This window comes from Alphaproteobacteria bacterium (assembly GCA_020638555.1).
In the GTDB taxonomy this organism is placed as follows: domain Bacteria; phylum Pseudomonadota; class Alphaproteobacteria; order Bin95; family Bin95; genus JACKII01.
On the sequence record JACKII010000003.1, the window covers coordinates 71,636 to 86,714 of the forward strand.

Consider the following 15,079-nt stretch of genomic DNA (forward strand, 5'->3'; position numbering starts at 1 on the left):
TATGACTGCACCGGCCGCCTGCCGATGCCGATTGGATTGCCTATAGCAAGATTTCCCAAAGCGGCGATAGGCTATTCTGCGCGGCCTTGTAGCAATGCCGCAACCTGTCGCTTCAGCGTAGCCATGTCGCGCAGCAACCGTGGCAGGCGGGCCAAATCCGCCTGTTGCCGCAGCGCGTCCGACTTCGGCACGGCCGGATACCCCATCACCACCTGGCCGGGCTCGACGTTTTTCCACAGGCCGCTGCCGCCGCCGACCACCGCATCGTCGCCGATCACCAGATGATCCGCAACGCCGACCTGACCCGCCAGCACCACCCGGTTGCCGACCCGGACACTGCCGGCAATCCCTACCTGCCCCGAAAACAGACAGTCTTCGCCGATCCGCACATTGTGACCGATCTGGACGTGGTTATCCAGCTTGGTGCCGCGCCCGATCACCGTGGCGCCGATATTGGAGCGATCCACAGCGGCGCACGCCCCGATCTCCACGTCGTCGCCAATCTGCACCGTGCCGATGGAGGCGATGCGGCGCAACCCTTTGATCTGGGCCTGTTCGGCCACCCGGTCGCCGCTGGACTTCGCCGCCTCGAAGCTGGCCTGTTGCGGCGTGACATAGGAAAAGCCGTCGCTGCCGATGCTGGCATTGTGGTGGATGATCACCCGGTCGCCGATTTCCACCCGCTCGCCGATTCGCACGCCCGGATAGATCAGGCCGTCCGCTCCGATCCTGGCGTCCGCGCCCACCGTCGCCTGCGGCAGCACGGCGGTGCCGGCCCCGATTCGCGCGTTCGGGCCGACATAGGCCAGCGCACCGATGGAAACGCCGTCGCCCAGTTCCACGCCCGCCTCGACGACCGCGCTGGGGTGGACCCCCGGCGGGCTGTAGGGCCGGCGCTCGAACAGGTCGAGCAACAGGCCCAGCGCGAAGCGCGGCCGCGGCACCGTGATCCAGGCGTCGAGCGAACCGGGCGGCGCCTCCAACCCCTCGGCCAGCACCGCCTGGCGCACCGGGCTTTCGCCCAGGCGCGCGGCCAGTTCCGGCGCCATGACGAAAATCAGATCGTCGGGGCGCGAGGCCTCCAGCGGGTGCATCAGGCGCTGCACAGAGAGGCCGGCATCGCCCTCGACCGCGGCGTCGAGGGCGGCCGCGATCTCGGCCAGGGTGTAGGGGGCGGGCATGGCGCTCTTTCAGGATCGGGCTCAGTCGGCGAGCGACTTGCTTACCACCTCAACCAAGTCGCGCGCCAGATCGGGGGTTGCTGCAATGTCGCGCAGCGCGGCCTGCATCTTCGCCTGCCGCCCCGGGTCGAACCGGCGCCACCGGCCGAGCGGCCCGACCAGCCGGGCGGCAATCTGCGGATTGAGCGCGTTCAACGCCGTGATCTGCTCGGCCAGGAAGGCATAGCCGCTGCCGTCGGCGGCATGGAAGCCGGTCGGGTTGGCCATGGCGAAGGCGCCGACCAGCGCCCGCACCTTGTTCGGGTTGGTGAGGCTGAAGCGCGGGTGCCGCATCATCTGGCGCACATGCGCCGCCGCATCCGGCAAGGGCGCACTCGCCTGGAGCGAGAACCATTTGTCCATCACCAGCGCGTCGCCGTCGAAGCGCTCGGCAAACGCGGCCAGGGCCCGGTCGCGCGCCGCGCCCGGCATCTGGTTCAACAGGCTGAGCGCCGCCAGCCGGTCGGTCATGTTGTCGGCGGCGTCGAACTGCGCCTCCGCGGGAGCGCTGCCCTCCGGCCCGGCGGTGCGATAGGCCAGCGCCACATTCTGCAACGCCCGCCGCCCGGCGCTGTCCGCATCCGGGTTGTAGGGCGCGTTGGCGCGATAGCCCTCGTAGAGCCGGCGGAAGGCGTCGGCGTGGCGGTGCGCCAGATCGGCCCGCAGCGCCTCACGCGCGGCGTGGGTGGCGTCCGGATGGATCACCGCCTGCTGTTCGGCCAGATAGTCCTCGCTCGGCAGGGTCAGCAGGGCGGCGCGGAAGGCGGGCGAGAGGTCGTCCGCCGTCAGATTGCGCGCGAAGGCGTCCAGCAGCGCGTCCGGCCATGCCGCCTCCGCATCGGCGATGCGCGCCAGCAGGGCCTCGGTCGCCAACTGCTGCATCGCCTCCCAGCGATTGAACGGGTCCGGGTCGCCGGCGGCCAGGAAGGCCCGCTGCTCGGGCTGGATTTCCTGCCGCAGGATAATGGGCGCGGAGAAGCCGCGGTTCAGCGAGACGACCGGTTCCACCGGCACCTGCTCGAAGGTGAAGGCCTGCTCGGCTTCGGTGAGGGTGATGACCGGCCGCTCCAGCGCCTCGCCATGCAGCACCAGCGGCAGGTCGGCCCCATCCGGCCCCACCAGACCCAGCGCCAGCGGAATCGGCAGCGGCCGCTTCTGCGGCTGACCGGGGGTGGGCGGCGTCTGCTGGTGCAGCGTCAGGGTGTAGGTCTCGCCCATGGCGTCATAGACGCCGTGCGCCGTCACCCGGGGCGTTCCCGCCTGGCTGTACCAGATCGCGAACGGCTCCAGGTCCAGCCCGTTGGCGTCGGCCATGGCGCGGCGGAAGTCGTCGCAGGTGACCGCCTGGTTGTCGTGGCGCCGGATATAGAGGTCCATGCCCTTGCGGAAGCCCTCCGCCCCCAGCTGGCTGTGGAGCAGCCGCACCACTTCCGCACCTTTTTCGTAAATGGTGGGCGTGTAGAAGTTGTTGATCTCCATATAGGAGTCCGGCCGGATCGGGTGGGCGGTCGGCCCCGAATCCTCCGGGAACTGCCGCGCGCGCAGGGTGCGCACGTCGTCGATCCGTTGCACGGCCGCGTCGCGCATGTCGGCGGAGAACTGCTGGTCGCGGAAGACCGTCAGCCCTTCCTTCAGCGAGAGCTGGAACCAGTCGCGGCAGGTGACGCGGTCGCCGGTCCAGTTGTGGAAATACTCATGCGCCACCACCCGCTCGATGCCGGCATAGTCGGTGTCGGTGGCGCTGTCCGGGTCGGCCAGGATGTACTTGGAATTGAAGACGTTGAGGCTCTTGTTCTCCATCGCGCCCATGTTGAAATCGCTGACGGCGACGATGTTGAACCGGTCCAGGTCGTATTCGAGGCCGAACACCTCCTCGTCCCAGGTCATGGAGCGTTTCAGCGCGTCCATGGCATAGGTCGCCCGGGCGGACTCGCCGGGTTCGGTATAGATATAAAGTGCCACGTCGCGGCCCGACGCGGTGCGGAACCGGTCCTCCAGCGCCTCCAACTGCCCTGCGACCAGGGCGAAGAGATAGGAGGGCTTCGGGTGCGGGTCTTCCCAAACCGCGAAATGGCGCCCCCCGTCCAACGCGCCTTCCGCCGCCAGATTGCCGTTGGAAAGCAGCACCGGGCAGGCCTCGCGGTCGGCGCGCACGGTGACCCGGAAAGTGGTCATCACGTCCGGCCGGTCGGGGAAAAAGGTGATGCGGCGGAAGCCTTCCGCCTCGCACTGGGTGCAGAACGCGCTGCCGGAACGGTACAGCCCTTCCAGCCGGGTGTTGCCCGCCGGGTCGATGCGCACGCGGCTGGTGAGCGTGAAGGCGTCCGGCACATCCCGGATGGTCATTCCCTCCGCATCGACCGTGTAGCGATCCTCGTCGAGAACGGCCCCGTCCAGCGACAGATGCAGCAATTCCAGCGCCTCACCGTCCAGATAGAGCGGCGCCGCGGCGTCGCCATGGGCGGGATTCCGCCGCAGTTGCAGCACCGCTTCCACCACCGTCGCATGGTCGTCCAGGTCGAAGGTCAGCGCCACATGCCCGACCAGGAAGGCGGGCGGGCGGTAGTCGGCCAAGCGGATCGTTTGCGGGTCGTCGGTTCGCATGACGCGCCTTTCATTGACGGCTCGGAGCGCCATCGGCAGCGCTCCGCATCGGTCCCTTCATTGCATATGGGAAGAGTGGCGGATGCGCCAACGGTTGGGAAGGGCCCGCCGGCCTGCGGCGGCGGCAAAACGGCGACGGCGGCCATCCCCATCGACCGCGCAATGGTTCACCGGGGCGCGGTTCCGCCCGATTGGCGCACAAACCCGCTGCCGAACCGCCTGCCGGCCGAACCGCGTCCGGCGCGCCGCCCGCCCGTGGATCGGGGGCCGGCGCGCCGACGCAGCGGGCGGTTAGGATTTGAAAACCAGTTGCACCCTGTCGGCGGGAAACCGGGTGTAACTGATCATCAGCGGCACGCCGATCGAATCCACCTCCAACGCCTCGACCAGCAGGACCGGACGGGTTTTGGACGTTTGCAGCAAACGGGTTTCGTGCGGCGACGGCAGGCGGGCGGTCACCTTGGTATCGGTGCGGGAATAGTTCGCCAGACCGGCATCGACCATCGCATCGACAATCGATCCGTTTTCCGCGACCACCTGCGCCACTCGCGGAAAGCGGGCCTTTTCGTACACATGGGTCACCATCGACACCGGAAAACCGTCGGCCGTGCGCAACACTTCCAGCACGTTGACCACCGTGCCGGCCGTGATTTCCAACGGCCCGGCAAAACGGCAACTCGCCCGTTCCTCGCTGATGCTCAGCAGCCGGCCGCCCGGCTTCTGGTTCCGCTCGCGCACGACGGTTTCGAACCGGGTCTTGCGGTTGATCGGATAGTCGACCGTGCCCTCCTGCACGAATGTGCCACGGCCCTGTTCGGCCCGAATCGACCCCGTTTCGGCCAAAAAGGCCAGCGCGCGGCGCACGGTGTGCCGATTAACCTGAAATCGCTGAGTCAGTTCCCATTCCGTTGGAAGTTTGTCACCGGGGCGTAACACTTGCCCGCGTATATCTTGCTCAATCTGCCGGGCGATCTGCTGCCACAGCGGGCTTCCTTCACCACGAACCAACACGACAGAGGCTCCCATTTCGTTGTTCTTTCTATTTTTCTGGCTCTACCATCGGTCAGCGGCTTCACGATCGGACGATGACGCGATGCTAACGACACGGCATCCTAGTAGGAAGATGCGCCCATCCTTATAGCGCCCCTGAAAATCCGAGCAAGCGTCAAGAGACGAGCTATGGACACCAAACAAAAATTCGCACGCAACCAATGGCTATATTTGTTCGGATCGACAAATGTATATACATTGAATTCGCTATGGACAAAATGGGGGTCGGAAACCGACCATAAATGGTTGCGCAGGCCCGAGACCGGAGCGGTCATGGTTCAAGGGAAAATGGGCGGTTCCGGAGCCCGCTTTAACCTGGGCGAGATGACCGTTACCCGGGCGACCGTACAACTTCCGGGTGGCTGGACAGGGTTCGGCTATTGCGCCGGTCGCGACCCGCGCAAAGCCGAGCTGATCGCCCTGCTGGATGCGACCTTGCAGCGCGACCCGAGCCTGGCGGAGCGGGTCCTTCCCCCGCTTGCCGCCGCATTGGAGCAGGCGCGAACGACCCAGGGACGCAAGGCCGCGGCCACCAAGGTCGACTTCTTCACCCTGGTCCGCGGAGAGGATCCCCGATGACCGTCACCGCCGCCCCCGCGGCCGCGCTGCTGCCCGGATTTCGCGATCCGGTCCACGATTCGCAGCGTTGCTTCCGCGCCTTGCTCGATGCCATGGCCAGGCCGGGGACGCTGGTCTCCCTGCCGGCGCCGCAGGCTCTTCCCGACGGCTGGACACCGGCGCTGACCGCACTGGCCTTGACCCTGTTCGACCAGGAAACGACGGTCTGGCTCGATTCCGCGGCCGCCAGCGCAGCGGCGCACCTGCGCTTTCACTGCGGCTGCCCCCTGGCGGAGCGCCCGGAGCGCGCAACCTTTGCCGTGATCGCCGCGCCCGCCTCCATGCCGCCCCTGCACGCCTTCCCAATCGGCGACCCGCAATACCCCGACCGCTCCGCCACGCTGATCCTGGCCCTGCCCTCCCTGGCCGACGGGCCGGCGCTACGGTTGACCGGCCCCGGCATCAAGGGCGAGGCCATGGCCGCGCCGCAGGGACTGCCGCCGAAATTTGTCCACCAATGGGCAGACAACCATGCCCTTTATCCTAGCGGCATCGACGTGATCCTGACCGCCGGCGACCGGGCGATGGGTCTGCCGCGCGGCGTCGCGATCGAGGAGGCCTGATCCGTGTATGTGGCCGTGAAGGGTGGCGAACGCGCCATCGAGAACTCGCACGAACTGCTGGCCGAGACCCGCCGCGGCGACCCGGCCGTGCCCGAACTCTCGGTCCGGCAAATTCAGGAGCAGATGGGTCTGGCCGTCGCCCGCGTCATGACCGAGGGCTCGCTGTACGATCCGGAGCTGGCCGCGCTGGCGATCAAACAGGCCCAGGGCGATCTGGTCGAAGCGGTGTTTTTGTTGCGGGCCTATCGTACCACATTGCCGCGCTTCGGATCGTCGCAGCCGATCGACACCGCTACCATGCTGGTCCGCCGCCGGGTCTCGGCCACATTCAAGGATTTGCCGGGCGGCCAGGTGCTGGGGCCGACCTACGATTACACCCACCGCCTGCTGGATTTCTCGCTGCTGGACGAAGACCGGCCGGCGCCAGAAGCCCCCGTCGCCGAGGAAGCGCTGGACGTGCACATGCCCCGCGTCGCCGACCTGCTGGGCGCCCAGGGCCTGATAGAGCCCGCCGCCGCAGAAGACGGGAACGCGGAGCCGTTCGATCTGACCCGTGAGCCGATGCGCTTTCCGGCGGGCCGCGACCAGCGCCTGCAAAACCTGTTCCGCGGCGACGAGGGCTTCGTGCTGGCGCTCGGCTATTCCACCCAGCGCGGCTTTGGCGGCGTCCACCCGTTCGCCGGCGAAATCCGCCTGGGCGAGGTGGAGGTGGAATTCGTGCCGGAGGAACTGGGCTTCCCGGTCTCGCTCGGCACGATCACCGTCACCGAGTGCGAGATGGTCACCCAGTTCGAGGGCGCGAAGGACGTGCCGCCGCAATTCACCCGCGGCTATGGCATCAGCTTCGGCCATTCCGAGCGCAAGGCCATGGCCATGGCGCTGGTCGATCGCGCCATGCGCTGCGAGGAATTCGGCGAGGAGGCGAAACACCCGGCTCAGGACCAGGAATTCGTCCTCTCCCATTCCGACAATGTCGAGGCATCGGGCTTCGTCCAGCACCTGAAGCTGCCGCACTATGTGGACTTCCAGTCGGAACTGGAATTGCTGCGTCGCCTGCGCCGCGAGATGACCGAAGAGCGGCAGGAGGCCGCCGAATGAGCGAACGGAAGGCCGGCGGCGCGACCGCCTACAACTTCGCCTATCTGGACGAGCAGACCAAGCGGATGATCCGCCGAGTGCTGCTGAAGGCCGTCGCCATTCCCGGCTACCAGGTGCCGTTCGGCGGACGGGAAATGCCGCTGCCCTATGGCTGGGGCACCGGCGGCATTCAGGTGACGGCGGCGATCCTGGGCCGGGACGACACGCTCAAGGTCATCGACCAGGGCGCCGACGACACGACCAACGCCGTCAACATCCGCCGCTTCTTCGCCGTCACCGCCGACGTGCGCACCACCGAGAAAACCGCCGAGGCCAGCATCATCCAGACCCGCCACCGCATCCCGGAAGAGCCGCTGCGCGCCGACCAGATCCTGGTCTACCAGGTGCCGATCCCGGAGCCGCTGCGCAAGCTGGAGCCGCGCGAAACCGAGTGCCGAAAAATGCACGCCTATGCGGAATACGGCCTGATGCAGGTGAAGCTCTACGAAGACATCGCCCGCTTCGGCGAGATCTCGGTCACCTACGACTATCCGGTGCTGACCAACGGCCGTTATGTGACCGCACCGTCGCCGATCCCGAAATTCGACAATCCGAAAATGCACGACATGCCGGCGCTGCAATTGTTCGGCGCGGGGCGCGAGAAGCGCATCTACGCCATCCCGCCCTACACATCGGTCAAGAGCCTGGACTTCGACGACCACCCGTTCCGCCCGCAGGAATGGGACGAGGTTTGCGGCCTCTGCGGCGCCGCCGACTCGTTCCTGGACGAGGTGATCCTCGACGACCGGGGCGGGCACATGTTCGTCTGCTCCGACAGCGACTATTGCACCGGCCGCCGCGCCGCCGGCCATGTCGGGCCAATGGCGGCGGAGGCCGAGGAGGCGGGTTATGGCGAATAAAGCGCTGGGCGTGGCGACCAGCCTCTCCCTATCCTCCAGCGGCGTCATTGCGAGCCCGCGGAGCGGGCGCGGCAATCCAGCCACTCTCCCGCCCGAGGCGAGCCATTGCTGGATTGCTTCGTCGCCTGCGGCTCCTCGCAATGACGCCCAGATGGGGGGCGACGGCCGATGACCGCTCCCCTTCTCACCGCCGACGGCGTCACCAAGCTCTATCCCGGCGGCCGGGTCGGCTGCCGGGACGTCTCCTTCACGCTCTATCCGGGCGAGGTGCTGGGCATTGTCGGCGAGAGCGGCAGCGGCAAGTCGACGCTGCTGAACTGCCTCTCCGCCAAGATGGAGCCCAGCGCCGGCCGCATCCGCTTCGCAACGCGCACCAATGGCCTGACCGACATTTTCCGCCTGTCGGAGCCGGAACGCCGCCTCTTGATGCGCACCGACTGGGGCATCGTCCACCAGAACCCGCGCGACGGCCTGCGCATGGGCGTGTCCGCCGGCGGCAATGTCGGCGAACGGCTGATGGCCGTCGGCGCCCGCCACTACGCCAACATCCGGCAGGAAGCGCTCGATTGGCTTTCCCGGGTCGAGATCGCCGAGGACCGCGTGGACGACCGCCCGCGCGACTTCTCCGGCGGCATGCAACAGCGCCTGCAGATCGCCCGCATCCTGGTCTCGAAACCCCGCCTGGTGTTCATGGACGAGCCCACCGGCGGCCTGGACGTCAGCGTGCAGGCGCGCCTGCTCGACCTGCTGCGCGGGCTGGTGCGCTCGCTGGGGCTGGCGGCGGTGGTGGTGACCCACGACCTGGCCGTGGTCCGCCTGCTGGCCGACCGGCTGATGGTGATGAAGGGCGGCGAGGTGGTGGAGGCCGGCCTGACCGACCAGGTGCTGGACGACCCGCACCATCCCTACACCCAGCTTCTCGTCTCCGCCGTGCTGCAGGGGTGAACGCCGTGAAGTTCCTCGCCACCACCGACCGTCTCACCCTGAGCAGCGCGCAGCGCGTATCGAAGGGTCTTCCGAAGCCGGCCGCGAAACGCCCTTCGATACGCCCGGATTGCATCCGGGCTACTCAGGGTGAAACGGGTTTGGAGGATGGACAGGGTGAGGCGGGTCCGGGGGAAGGACAATGTCATCCATGACCCCCTCGCCCATTCTCCGGGTCGAAAGCCTCGCCAAGACCTTCACCCTGCACACCCAGGGCGGCGTGCGGCTGCCGGTGTTCCGGGACGTGAGCTTCACCGTCGCGCCCGGCGAGTGCGTGGTGCTCGCCGGCCCGTCCGGTAGCGGCAAGAGCACGCTGCTGCGCTCGCTCTACGCCAACTACCTGCCGGATGCCGGCCATATCCATGTCCGCCACCAGGGGACCTGGGTCGACATGGTGACGGCCGAGCCGCGCGCCATCCTGGCGGTGCGGCGCCAGACCATGGGCTATGTGAGCCAGTTCCTGCGGGTCATTCCGCGGGTGCCGACCCTGGACATCGTCGCCGAGCCGCTGCTGGCCCAGGGCGTCGCGCAGGAGGAGGCGGAGGCCCGCGCCCGCGCCCTGCTCCACCGCCTGGCCTTGCCGGAGCGGCTCTGGAGCGTGCCGCCCGCCACCTTCTCCGGCGGCGAGCAGCAGCGCGTGAACATTGCCCGCAGCTTCGTGCGTGCCTACCCTATCCTGCTGCTGGACGAGCCGACCGCCTCGCTCGACCAGGCCAACCGCGAGACTGTGGTGGCCCTGGTCAACGAGGCGCGCGCCGCCGGCACCGCCATCGTCGCCATCTGCCATGACGCGCCCGTGCGCGACGCCATCGCCACCCGCCTGTTCGACGTTACGGAGTTTGCAGCCGCCGCATGAGTGAAACCACACTGACCAACGCCCGGCTGGTGCTACGCGACCGGGTCATGTCCGGCGCTCTCGCCATCCGAGACGGCCGCATCCTCGCCATCGGAACGGACGCCACACAGGGGCAGGACCTGGAGGGGGATTATTTGATCCCCGGCCTGGTGGAACTGCACACCGACAATATCGAGAAGAACCTGCGCCCCCGCCCCGGCATCACCTGGCCGTCGGCACTGGCGGCGATCCTGGCACACGACGCGGCCTGCGCCGGCGCCGGCATCACCACGGTCTACGACTCGATCTCGGTCGGCGAATATTCGGACGCGCCGGGCCGGCGCGAATTCCTGCAACTCTCCGTCGACGGCATCAAGCAGGGCATGGCCGCCGATGCCTTCCGCGCCGAGCACCGGCTGCACCTGCGCTGCGAACTGCCGGACCCCGGCGTGCTGCGCCTGCTGGAGCCCTATTGGGACGAGCCGCTGTTCGGCCTCATCAGCCTGATGGACCACACGCCCGGCCAGCGGCAATGGCGCGACATGGAGAGCTATCGCGTCTACCTGACCCCGCGCCTGATGCCCGGCGAGACCTTCGAACGGCGCGTGGCCGACCGGATCGAGACCGGACAGAAGTTGGTGCCGATCCATCGCCGCGAGATCCTGGCGCGCTGGCGGGCCAAGGGCGCGGACCTGCCGGTCGCCTCGCACGACGACACCACGCTGGAGCATGTGGCCGAGGCCGCCGCCGACGGCATCGCCATCGCCGAATTCCCGACCACGCTGGAAGCGGCCAAGGCTCTGCACGCGGCGAAGATCGGCGTCGTCATGGGCGCGCCGAACGTGGTGCGCGGCGGGTCCCATTCCGGCAATGTCTCGGCCATGGAGTTGGCGCACGAAGGGCTGGTGGATGGCCTTTCCAGCGACTACGCACCCTTCAGCCTGTTGCACGCCGCCTTCCTGCTGCACGAGCGCGCCGGCCTGCCCCTGTCCGACGCCATTGCCACCGTGACCGCGGCACCGGCCGCCATGGCCGGGCTCCGCGACCGCGGTTCGATCGCCGAAGGCCGGCGCGCCGACCTGGTGCAGGTGCGGCTGGTCGAGGGCGTGCCCGTGGTCCGCGCCGTCTGGCGCGAAGGCCGGCGGGTGGCCTGAGGGCGACGCGTTCGGGTTTGGAAGATATCGGATCGCAGTCCGGCCGCGACGCGCCGGCGCTGCCGCACCGCTGCCATTGACATCCCGCCCGCAGCATCGAATATGGGGGTTTCTAGCCCGGGGTGCTTTGCGCAATAGGGTGGCGCAAGGCTGAGAGCAGACCCGAAACACACCTGATCTGGGTAATGCCAGCGCAGGGAGGCCTTCACAATGGCATCCAAGAGCAAATCGGTCCTTATCATCGGTGGCGGCATCAACGGCCTTGCCATCGCCTGGCGGCTGGCGGAGGCCGGCTGCACGGTCGACGTCCTTGACGCCGGCGCCATCGGTCCCGGCACAAAGGGCGCGACCTGGGCCGCCGGCGGCATGCTGGCCGCCAGCGTCGAGGCGGAGCCGGGCGAGGAAGCGCTGACGGCGCTCTGCCTCGACAGCCAGCAACGCTGGCCCGCCTTCCGCGACGCGCTGGAGGCGGCAAGCGGCGTCTCGGTCGGCTATCGCGACGAGGGCACGCTGGTGGTCGCCACCAACCGCGACGAGGCGGCGGCCCTGCGCCATCATTACGACTATCAGACCGGCCTCGGCCTGGCCCTGGAATGGCTGACGCCGGCAGAGGCGCGGCGGCGCGAGCCGCATCTGGGCCGCACCATCACCGCGGGCGTCTATTCCCCCGGCGACCACCAGGTGGAGAACCGCGACGTGCTGCGCGCCCTGGTGGTCGCGGCTGAGCGCGCCGGCGTGCGCCTGCACCCCCACACCCCGGTCGAAGCGCTGGAGACGGTTGGCGACCGCGCCACCGGCGTGCGCATTGCCGGCGAGGTCCACGCCGCCGACGCGGTGGTGCTGGCCGCCGGGGCCTGGTGCGGCGCGATCCGGAACATCCCGCCGGAAGCAAAGCCGCCGGTGCGCCCGCTCAAGGGCCAGATGCTGGCGGTGCAGATGGACCCGGCCGCGCCGATCCTCTCGCACGTGGTGTGGGCTCCGGCCACCTATTTGATCCCCCGGCTCGACGGCCGCCTGCTGATCGGCGCCACGGTGGAGGAACGCGGCTTCGACGACACAGTCACAGCCGGCGGCCTGCTGACCCTTTTGGATACCGCCTGGCGGGCGCTGCCCACCATCGAGGAACTGCCGGTGGTGGAGACCTGGGCCGGCTTCCGCCCCACCAGCCGCGACGACGCGCCGATCTTCGGCCCCACGGCGGTGGAGGGCCTGTTCCTCGCCACCGGCCACCACCGCAACGGCATCCTGCTGGCCCCCATGACCGCCGACGCGGTCGGCGCCGCGGTGCTGGGCCACGACATGCCGGCGGTCGCCCGGCCCTTCACCAACGACCGCTTCGCCTCCCGCCCGACCACCAAGGCCGTCGCATGAGCATGACCCTGACCGTCAATGGCGAGCCGCGCCAGTCCGCAGCCGCCACCGTGATCGCGCTGCTGACCGAGGAAGGCGTGCAGCCGGATGCCAAGGGCGTCGCCGTGGCGCTGAACGGCGCCGTCGTGCGCAAGCCCGACTGGAGCGCCACCGCCCTTGCCGACGGCGATGCCGTCGAAATCGTCAAACCGTTTTCCGGAGGCTGAGCCTCAACCATGCAAACGACCGCCCCCAAAACCGAGACCGACGACGCGCTGGAAATCGGCGGCGTCCGCTTCCGCTCGCGCCTGATGCTGGGCACGGCCGGCTATCCGAACCGGCAGGTGATGCTGGATGCGCTGGAGGCCGGCGGTGCCGAGATCGTCACCGTCTCGATCCGCCGCATCTCGCTGGAAGCCTATGCCGAGAGCATGACCGATGTGCTGGCGGGCAAGCACCTGCTGCCGAACACCGCCGGCTGCGCCACCGCCAAGGACGCGGTGCTGACCGCGCAACTGGCGCGCGAGGCGCTGGAGACCAACTGGGTCAAGCTGGAGGTGATCGGCGACCGCGACACGCTCTATCCCGACGTCGAGGAATTGCTGCGCGCCGCCGAGGAACTGGTCAAGGACGGCTTCACCGTCCTGCCCTACGCCAACGACGACCCGGTGACCTGCCGCAAGCTGGCGGATGTCGGCTGCGCGGCAGTGATGCCGATGGGCTCGTTCATCGGCTCCGGCCTGGGGGTCGCCAACCCGGCGGCAATGGCGCGGATCGTGGCGGATTCGCCGGTGCCGGTGATCTGCGACGCGGGGCTTGGCACTGCCAGCGACGCGGCGATTGCGATGGAACTGGGCTGCTCCGGCGTGCTGCTGAACACGGCGGTCGCCAAGGCGCTGGACCCTGTGCGCATGGCCCGCGCCATGGGCCGGGCGGTGCAGGCGGGCCGCGACGCCCACCTGGCCGGCCGCATCCCCAAGCTGGCCCGCGCCGAACCGTCGAGCCCGCAACTGGGGCTGATCGGCGGCTGAGGCGTGGCGGCGGAGACCGTGCCGGACACTCCGCCGTCTGCGCTCTCCCGGAAGGGCGCAGCCCTGTCCGGCCCCTATGAGCTTTCCCGGAAGGGCGCAGCCCTGTCCGGGACCTCCGGAAGAGTTCGATCGGCAAGAGGTCCCGGCTCGAGCCGGGAAAGCTGAGAGAGATTGCGATGCGCCCGCTCCCCTCCCCGCCCGTGCTGTTGATCACCGACCGGGGCCAAGCCGGTCGGCCGCTGCCGGACGTGGTCGCCGCGGCCTTCGACGGCGGCTGCCGCTGGGTCAGCCTGCGCGAGAAGGACCTGCCCGCCCACGACCGCCGCCGCCTGGCCGAAACGCTGGTAAAGCGGGCCGAGCCCTACAAGGCGCGGGTGGGCGTGCACGACGACGTGGCGCTGGCCGCGAGCCTGGGTCTGCGGGCGCTGCACCTGCCGGCGGGCGGCGACGTGACGGCGGCGAAGCGCCGGGCGGACCCGCGCTGCCTGATCGGCCGCTCCTGCCATACGGCCGAGGCGGTGGCAGCGGCCGCAGCGGCAGGCGCCGACTATGCGAGCCTGAGCCCGATCTTCCTGACGCGCAGCAAGCCCGGCTATGGCCCGGCCCTGGGCGTGGACCGCCTCGCCGCCATCGCTGGCGGGAGCCCTCTGCCGCTGGTGGCGCTGGGCGGGCTGACGCCGGAGCGCGTCGCCGCCTGCCGGGCGACCGGCGCCAAGGGCATCGCCGTCATGGGCGAGGTCATGCGCGCCGACGACCCGGCGCGGGTGATGCGGGCGTTTGTCGAGGCTTGGAACACTTAAGCCGATTGGCGGTAGTGTAGCCCGAGCGCCGGTGGACCCCGGAGCCTGCGGAGCGCCGATGTACCCCGGACGGTGCGGAGCGCCGATCCGGGGCCGATGTCATCGTGCGAACACCGCAGCCGCCGGTGTTCGCGAGAGCAACCGATCCCGGCACAACGCTCCGCGGCGGCCGGGACACACAAGCTCACCGCTCCGCGGCGGCCGCGACACACAAACTGCGGCGGGCGAAGCGTGACGGCGGATAGAGTCAGGGGCTCTGCGGCGGGCCTTCCAGCATCGGCACGTGGCCGGGCAATCCCGCCACCCGCGCACACCAGGCTTGCACCGCCGGGAATTGCCCCAGGTCGAAACCGCCCTGGGCCGCCACATGGGTGTAGGCGTAGAGGCCGATATCGGCGACCGAGAAGCCCTCTCCCACCAGGAAATCCCGGCCGGCCAAATGCCCCTCCATCACGCCCAGCGCGCGGTTGCCGCCGGCGATGCGGGCCGGCAGTTCGGCATAGCGGGAATGGCCCTCGGCCAGATGGCGGCGGATATAGCGGGCGACGGCCACCTGCGGCTCGTGGCTGTATTGCTCGAAGAACAGCCATTGCAGCACCTGGGCGCGGGCGAACGGCGCCGCCGGCATCAGGGTCGAGCCCTCGGCCAGATAGCAGAGGATGGCGTTGGACTCGAACAGGATGCGGCCGTCCTCGAACACCACCGCCGGGATTTTGCCGTTCGGATTGATCGCCAGGAAGTCCGGCGTGCGCGTCTCGCCCCGGTCGGTGTCGAGGTCGACCAGACGATAGGAGAGGCCCAGATGCGCCAGGGCGAGGCGCACCTTGTAGCCGTTGCCGGAATCCCAGTTGTCGTAGAGGGTGAGCGCCATGG

General features: G+C 69.0%; 15 protein-coding genes and 1 riboswitch. Of the genes, 11 read left to right on the forward strand and 4 right to left on the reverse strand.

The features are described from left to right. Positions 1-71: 71 nt before the first annotated feature. The 3 genes from lpxD to phnF all read right to left on the reverse strand — a co-directional run bounded on the left by lpxD (position 72) and on the right by phnF (position 4,850). Positions 72-1,181 carry a UDP-3-O-(3-hydroxymyristoyl)glucosamine N-acyltransferase gene (gene lpxD, locus H6844_11890; protein MCB9930098.1) on the reverse strand — a complete coding sequence of 370 codons (1,110 nt, stop codon included), beginning with the start codon at positions 1,179-1,181 and terminating at the stop codon, positions 72-74. Positions 1,182-1,202: 21 nt separating this feature from the next. Next, complete coding sequence (pepN, locus tag H6844_11895; GenBank protein MCB9930099.1) at positions 1,203-3,824, reverse strand: aminopeptidase N; 2,622 nt, start codon at positions 3,822-3,824, stop codon at positions 1,203-1,205. 291 nt (positions 3,825-4,115) lie between these two features. After that, entirely contained in the window at positions 4,116-4,850 is a 735-nt protein-coding gene (gene phnF, locus H6844_11900) for a phosphonate metabolism transcriptional regulator PhnF (protein ID MCB9930100.1), read from the reverse strand. A gap of 153 nt (positions 4,851-5,003) precedes the next feature. Between phnF and phnG the strand changes: the two genes are divergently transcribed. From phnG to H6844_11955, 11 genes are all read left to right on the forward strand, one after another. After that, complete coding sequence (gene phnG / locus H6844_11905; GenBank protein MCB9930101.1) at positions 5,004-5,453, forward strand: phosphonate C-P lyase system protein PhnG; 450 nt, start codon at positions 5,004-5,006, stop codon at positions 5,451-5,453. Continuing rightward, positions 5,450-6,055, forward strand: a complete 606-nt coding sequence (gene phnH, locus H6844_11910; protein MCB9930102.1) for a phosphonate C-P lyase system protein PhnH — start codon at positions 5,450-5,452, stop codon at positions 6,053-6,055. Before phnG ends, phnH begins: the two co-directional genes overlap by 4 nt. Before the next feature lie 3 nt (positions 6,056-6,058). Then, positions 6,059-7,153 carry a carbon-phosphorus lyase complex subunit PhnI gene (locus H6844_11915; protein MCB9930103.1) on the forward strand — a complete coding sequence of 365 codons (1,095 nt, stop codon included), beginning with the start codon at positions 6,059-6,061 and terminating at the stop codon, positions 7,151-7,153. Further along, on the forward strand, positions 7,150-8,052 hold the full coding sequence (locus tag H6844_11920; GenBank protein MCB9930104.1) for an alpha-D-ribose 1-methylphosphonate 5-phosphate C-P-lyase PhnJ: 903 nt from the start codon (positions 7,150-7,152) through the stop codon (positions 8,050-8,052). Before H6844_11915 ends, H6844_11920 begins: the two co-directional genes overlap by 4 nt. Positions 8,053-8,220: 168 nt before the next feature. Beyond that, positions 8,221-8,997 carry a phosphonate C-P lyase system protein PhnK gene (gene phnK, locus H6844_11925; GenBank protein ID MCB9930105.1) on the forward strand — a complete coding sequence of 259 codons (777 nt, stop codon included), beginning with the start codon at positions 8,221-8,223 and terminating at the stop codon, positions 8,995-8,997. 181 nt (positions 8,998-9,178) lie between these two features. Beyond that, the gene (gene phnL / locus H6844_11930; GenBank protein ID MCB9930106.1) at positions 9,179-9,892 is read left to right on the forward strand and encodes a phosphonate C-P lyase system protein PhnL; all 714 of its coding nucleotides are present in this window, start codon (positions 9,179-9,181) and stop codon (positions 9,890-9,892) included. Next, positions 9,889-11,025 (forward strand): alpha-D-ribose 1-methylphosphonate 5-triphosphate diphosphatase, encoded by a 1,137-nt coding sequence (locus H6844_11935; protein MCB9930107.1) that lies wholly within the window; start codon positions 9,889-9,891, stop codon positions 11,023-11,025. Before phnL ends, H6844_11935 begins: the two co-directional genes overlap by 4 nt. A gap of 108 nt (positions 11,026-11,133) precedes the next feature. Further along, positions 11,134-11,242: riboswitch (TPP riboswitch) on the forward strand. Further along, positions 11,236-12,396 carry a glycine oxidase ThiO gene (gene thiO / locus H6844_11940; protein ID MCB9930108.1) on the forward strand — a complete coding sequence of 387 codons (1,161 nt, stop codon included), beginning with the start codon at positions 11,236-11,238 and terminating at the stop codon, positions 12,394-12,396. (Overlaps the previous riboswitch by 7 nt.) A gap of 2 nt (positions 12,397-12,398) precedes the next feature. Continuing rightward, positions 12,399-12,602: a sulfur carrier protein ThiS gene (gene thiS / locus H6844_11945; protein ID MCB9930109.1), complete on the forward strand. Its 204-nt coding sequence runs from the start codon at positions 12,399-12,401 to the stop codon at positions 12,600-12,602. Positions 12,603-12,611: 9 nt separating this feature from the next. Then, positions 12,612-13,406 (forward strand): thiazole synthase, encoded by a 795-nt coding sequence (locus tag H6844_11950; GenBank protein ID MCB9930110.1) that lies wholly within the window; start codon positions 12,612-12,614, stop codon positions 13,404-13,406. A gap of 176 nt (positions 13,407-13,582) precedes the next feature. Continuing rightward, on the forward strand, positions 13,583-14,206 hold the full coding sequence (locus tag H6844_11955) for a thiamine phosphate synthase (GenBank protein ID MCB9930111.1): 624 nt from the start codon (positions 13,583-13,585) through the stop codon (positions 14,204-14,206). A gap of 247 nt (positions 14,207-14,453) precedes the next feature. On the opposite strand, the gene H6844_11960 is transcribed toward H6844_11955, so the two are convergent. Next, positions 14,454-15,077, reverse strand: a complete 624-nt coding sequence (locus H6844_11960) for a glutathione S-transferase family protein (GenBank protein ID MCB9930112.1) — start codon at positions 15,075-15,077, stop codon at positions 14,454-14,456. Positions 15,078-15,079: the final 2 nt, after the last annotated feature.

Bases quoted from the DNA above. Each gene is read 5' to 3' on its own strand.
- lpxD (MCB9930098.1), bottom strand. From the start codon at position 1,181: ATGCCCGCCCCCTACACCCTGGCCGAGATCGCGGCCGCCCTCGACGCC.
- pepN (MCB9930099.1), bottom strand. From the start codon at position 3,824: ATGCGAACCGACGACCCGCAAACGATCCGCTTGGCCGACTACCGCCCG.
- phnF (MCB9930100.1), bottom strand. From the start codon at position 4,850: ATGGGAGCCTCTGTCGTGTTGGTTCGTGGTGAAGGAAGCCCGCTGTGG.
- phnG (MCB9930101.1), top strand. From the start codon at position 5,004: ATGGACACCAAACAAAAATTCGCACGCAACCAATGGCTATATTTGTTC.
- phnH (MCB9930102.1), top strand. From the start codon at position 5,450: ATGACCGTCACCGCCGCCCCCGCGGCCGCGCTGCTGCCCGGATTTCGC.
- H6844_11920 (MCB9930104.1), top strand. From the start codon at position 7,150: ATGAGCGAACGGAAGGCCGGCGGCGCGACCGCCTACAACTTCGCCTAT.
- phnK (MCB9930105.1), top strand. From the start codon at position 8,221: ATGACCGCTCCCCTTCTCACCGCCGACGGCGTCACCAAGCTCTATCCC.
- phnL (MCB9930106.1), top strand. From the start codon at position 9,179: ATGTCATCCATGACCCCCTCGCCCATTCTCCGGGTCGAAAGCCTCGCC.
- H6844_11935 (MCB9930107.1), top strand. From the start codon at position 9,889: ATGAGTGAAACCACACTGACCAACGCCCGGCTGGTGCTACGCGACCGG.
- thiO (MCB9930108.1), top strand. From the start codon at position 11,236: ATGGCATCCAAGAGCAAATCGGTCCTTATCATCGGTGGCGGCATCAAC.
- thiS (MCB9930109.1), top strand. From the start codon at position 12,399: ATGACCCTGACCGTCAATGGCGAGCCGCGCCAGTCCGCAGCCGCCACC.
- H6844_11950 (MCB9930110.1), top strand. From the start codon at position 12,612: ATGCAAACGACCGCCCCCAAAACCGAGACCGACGACGCGCTGGAAATC.
- H6844_11955 (MCB9930111.1), top strand. From the start codon at position 13,583: ATGCGCCCGCTCCCCTCCCCGCCCGTGCTGTTGATCACCGACCGGGGC.
- H6844_11960 (MCB9930112.1), bottom strand. From the start codon at position 15,077: ATGGCGCTCACCCTCTACGACAACTGGGATTCCGGCAACGGCTACAAG.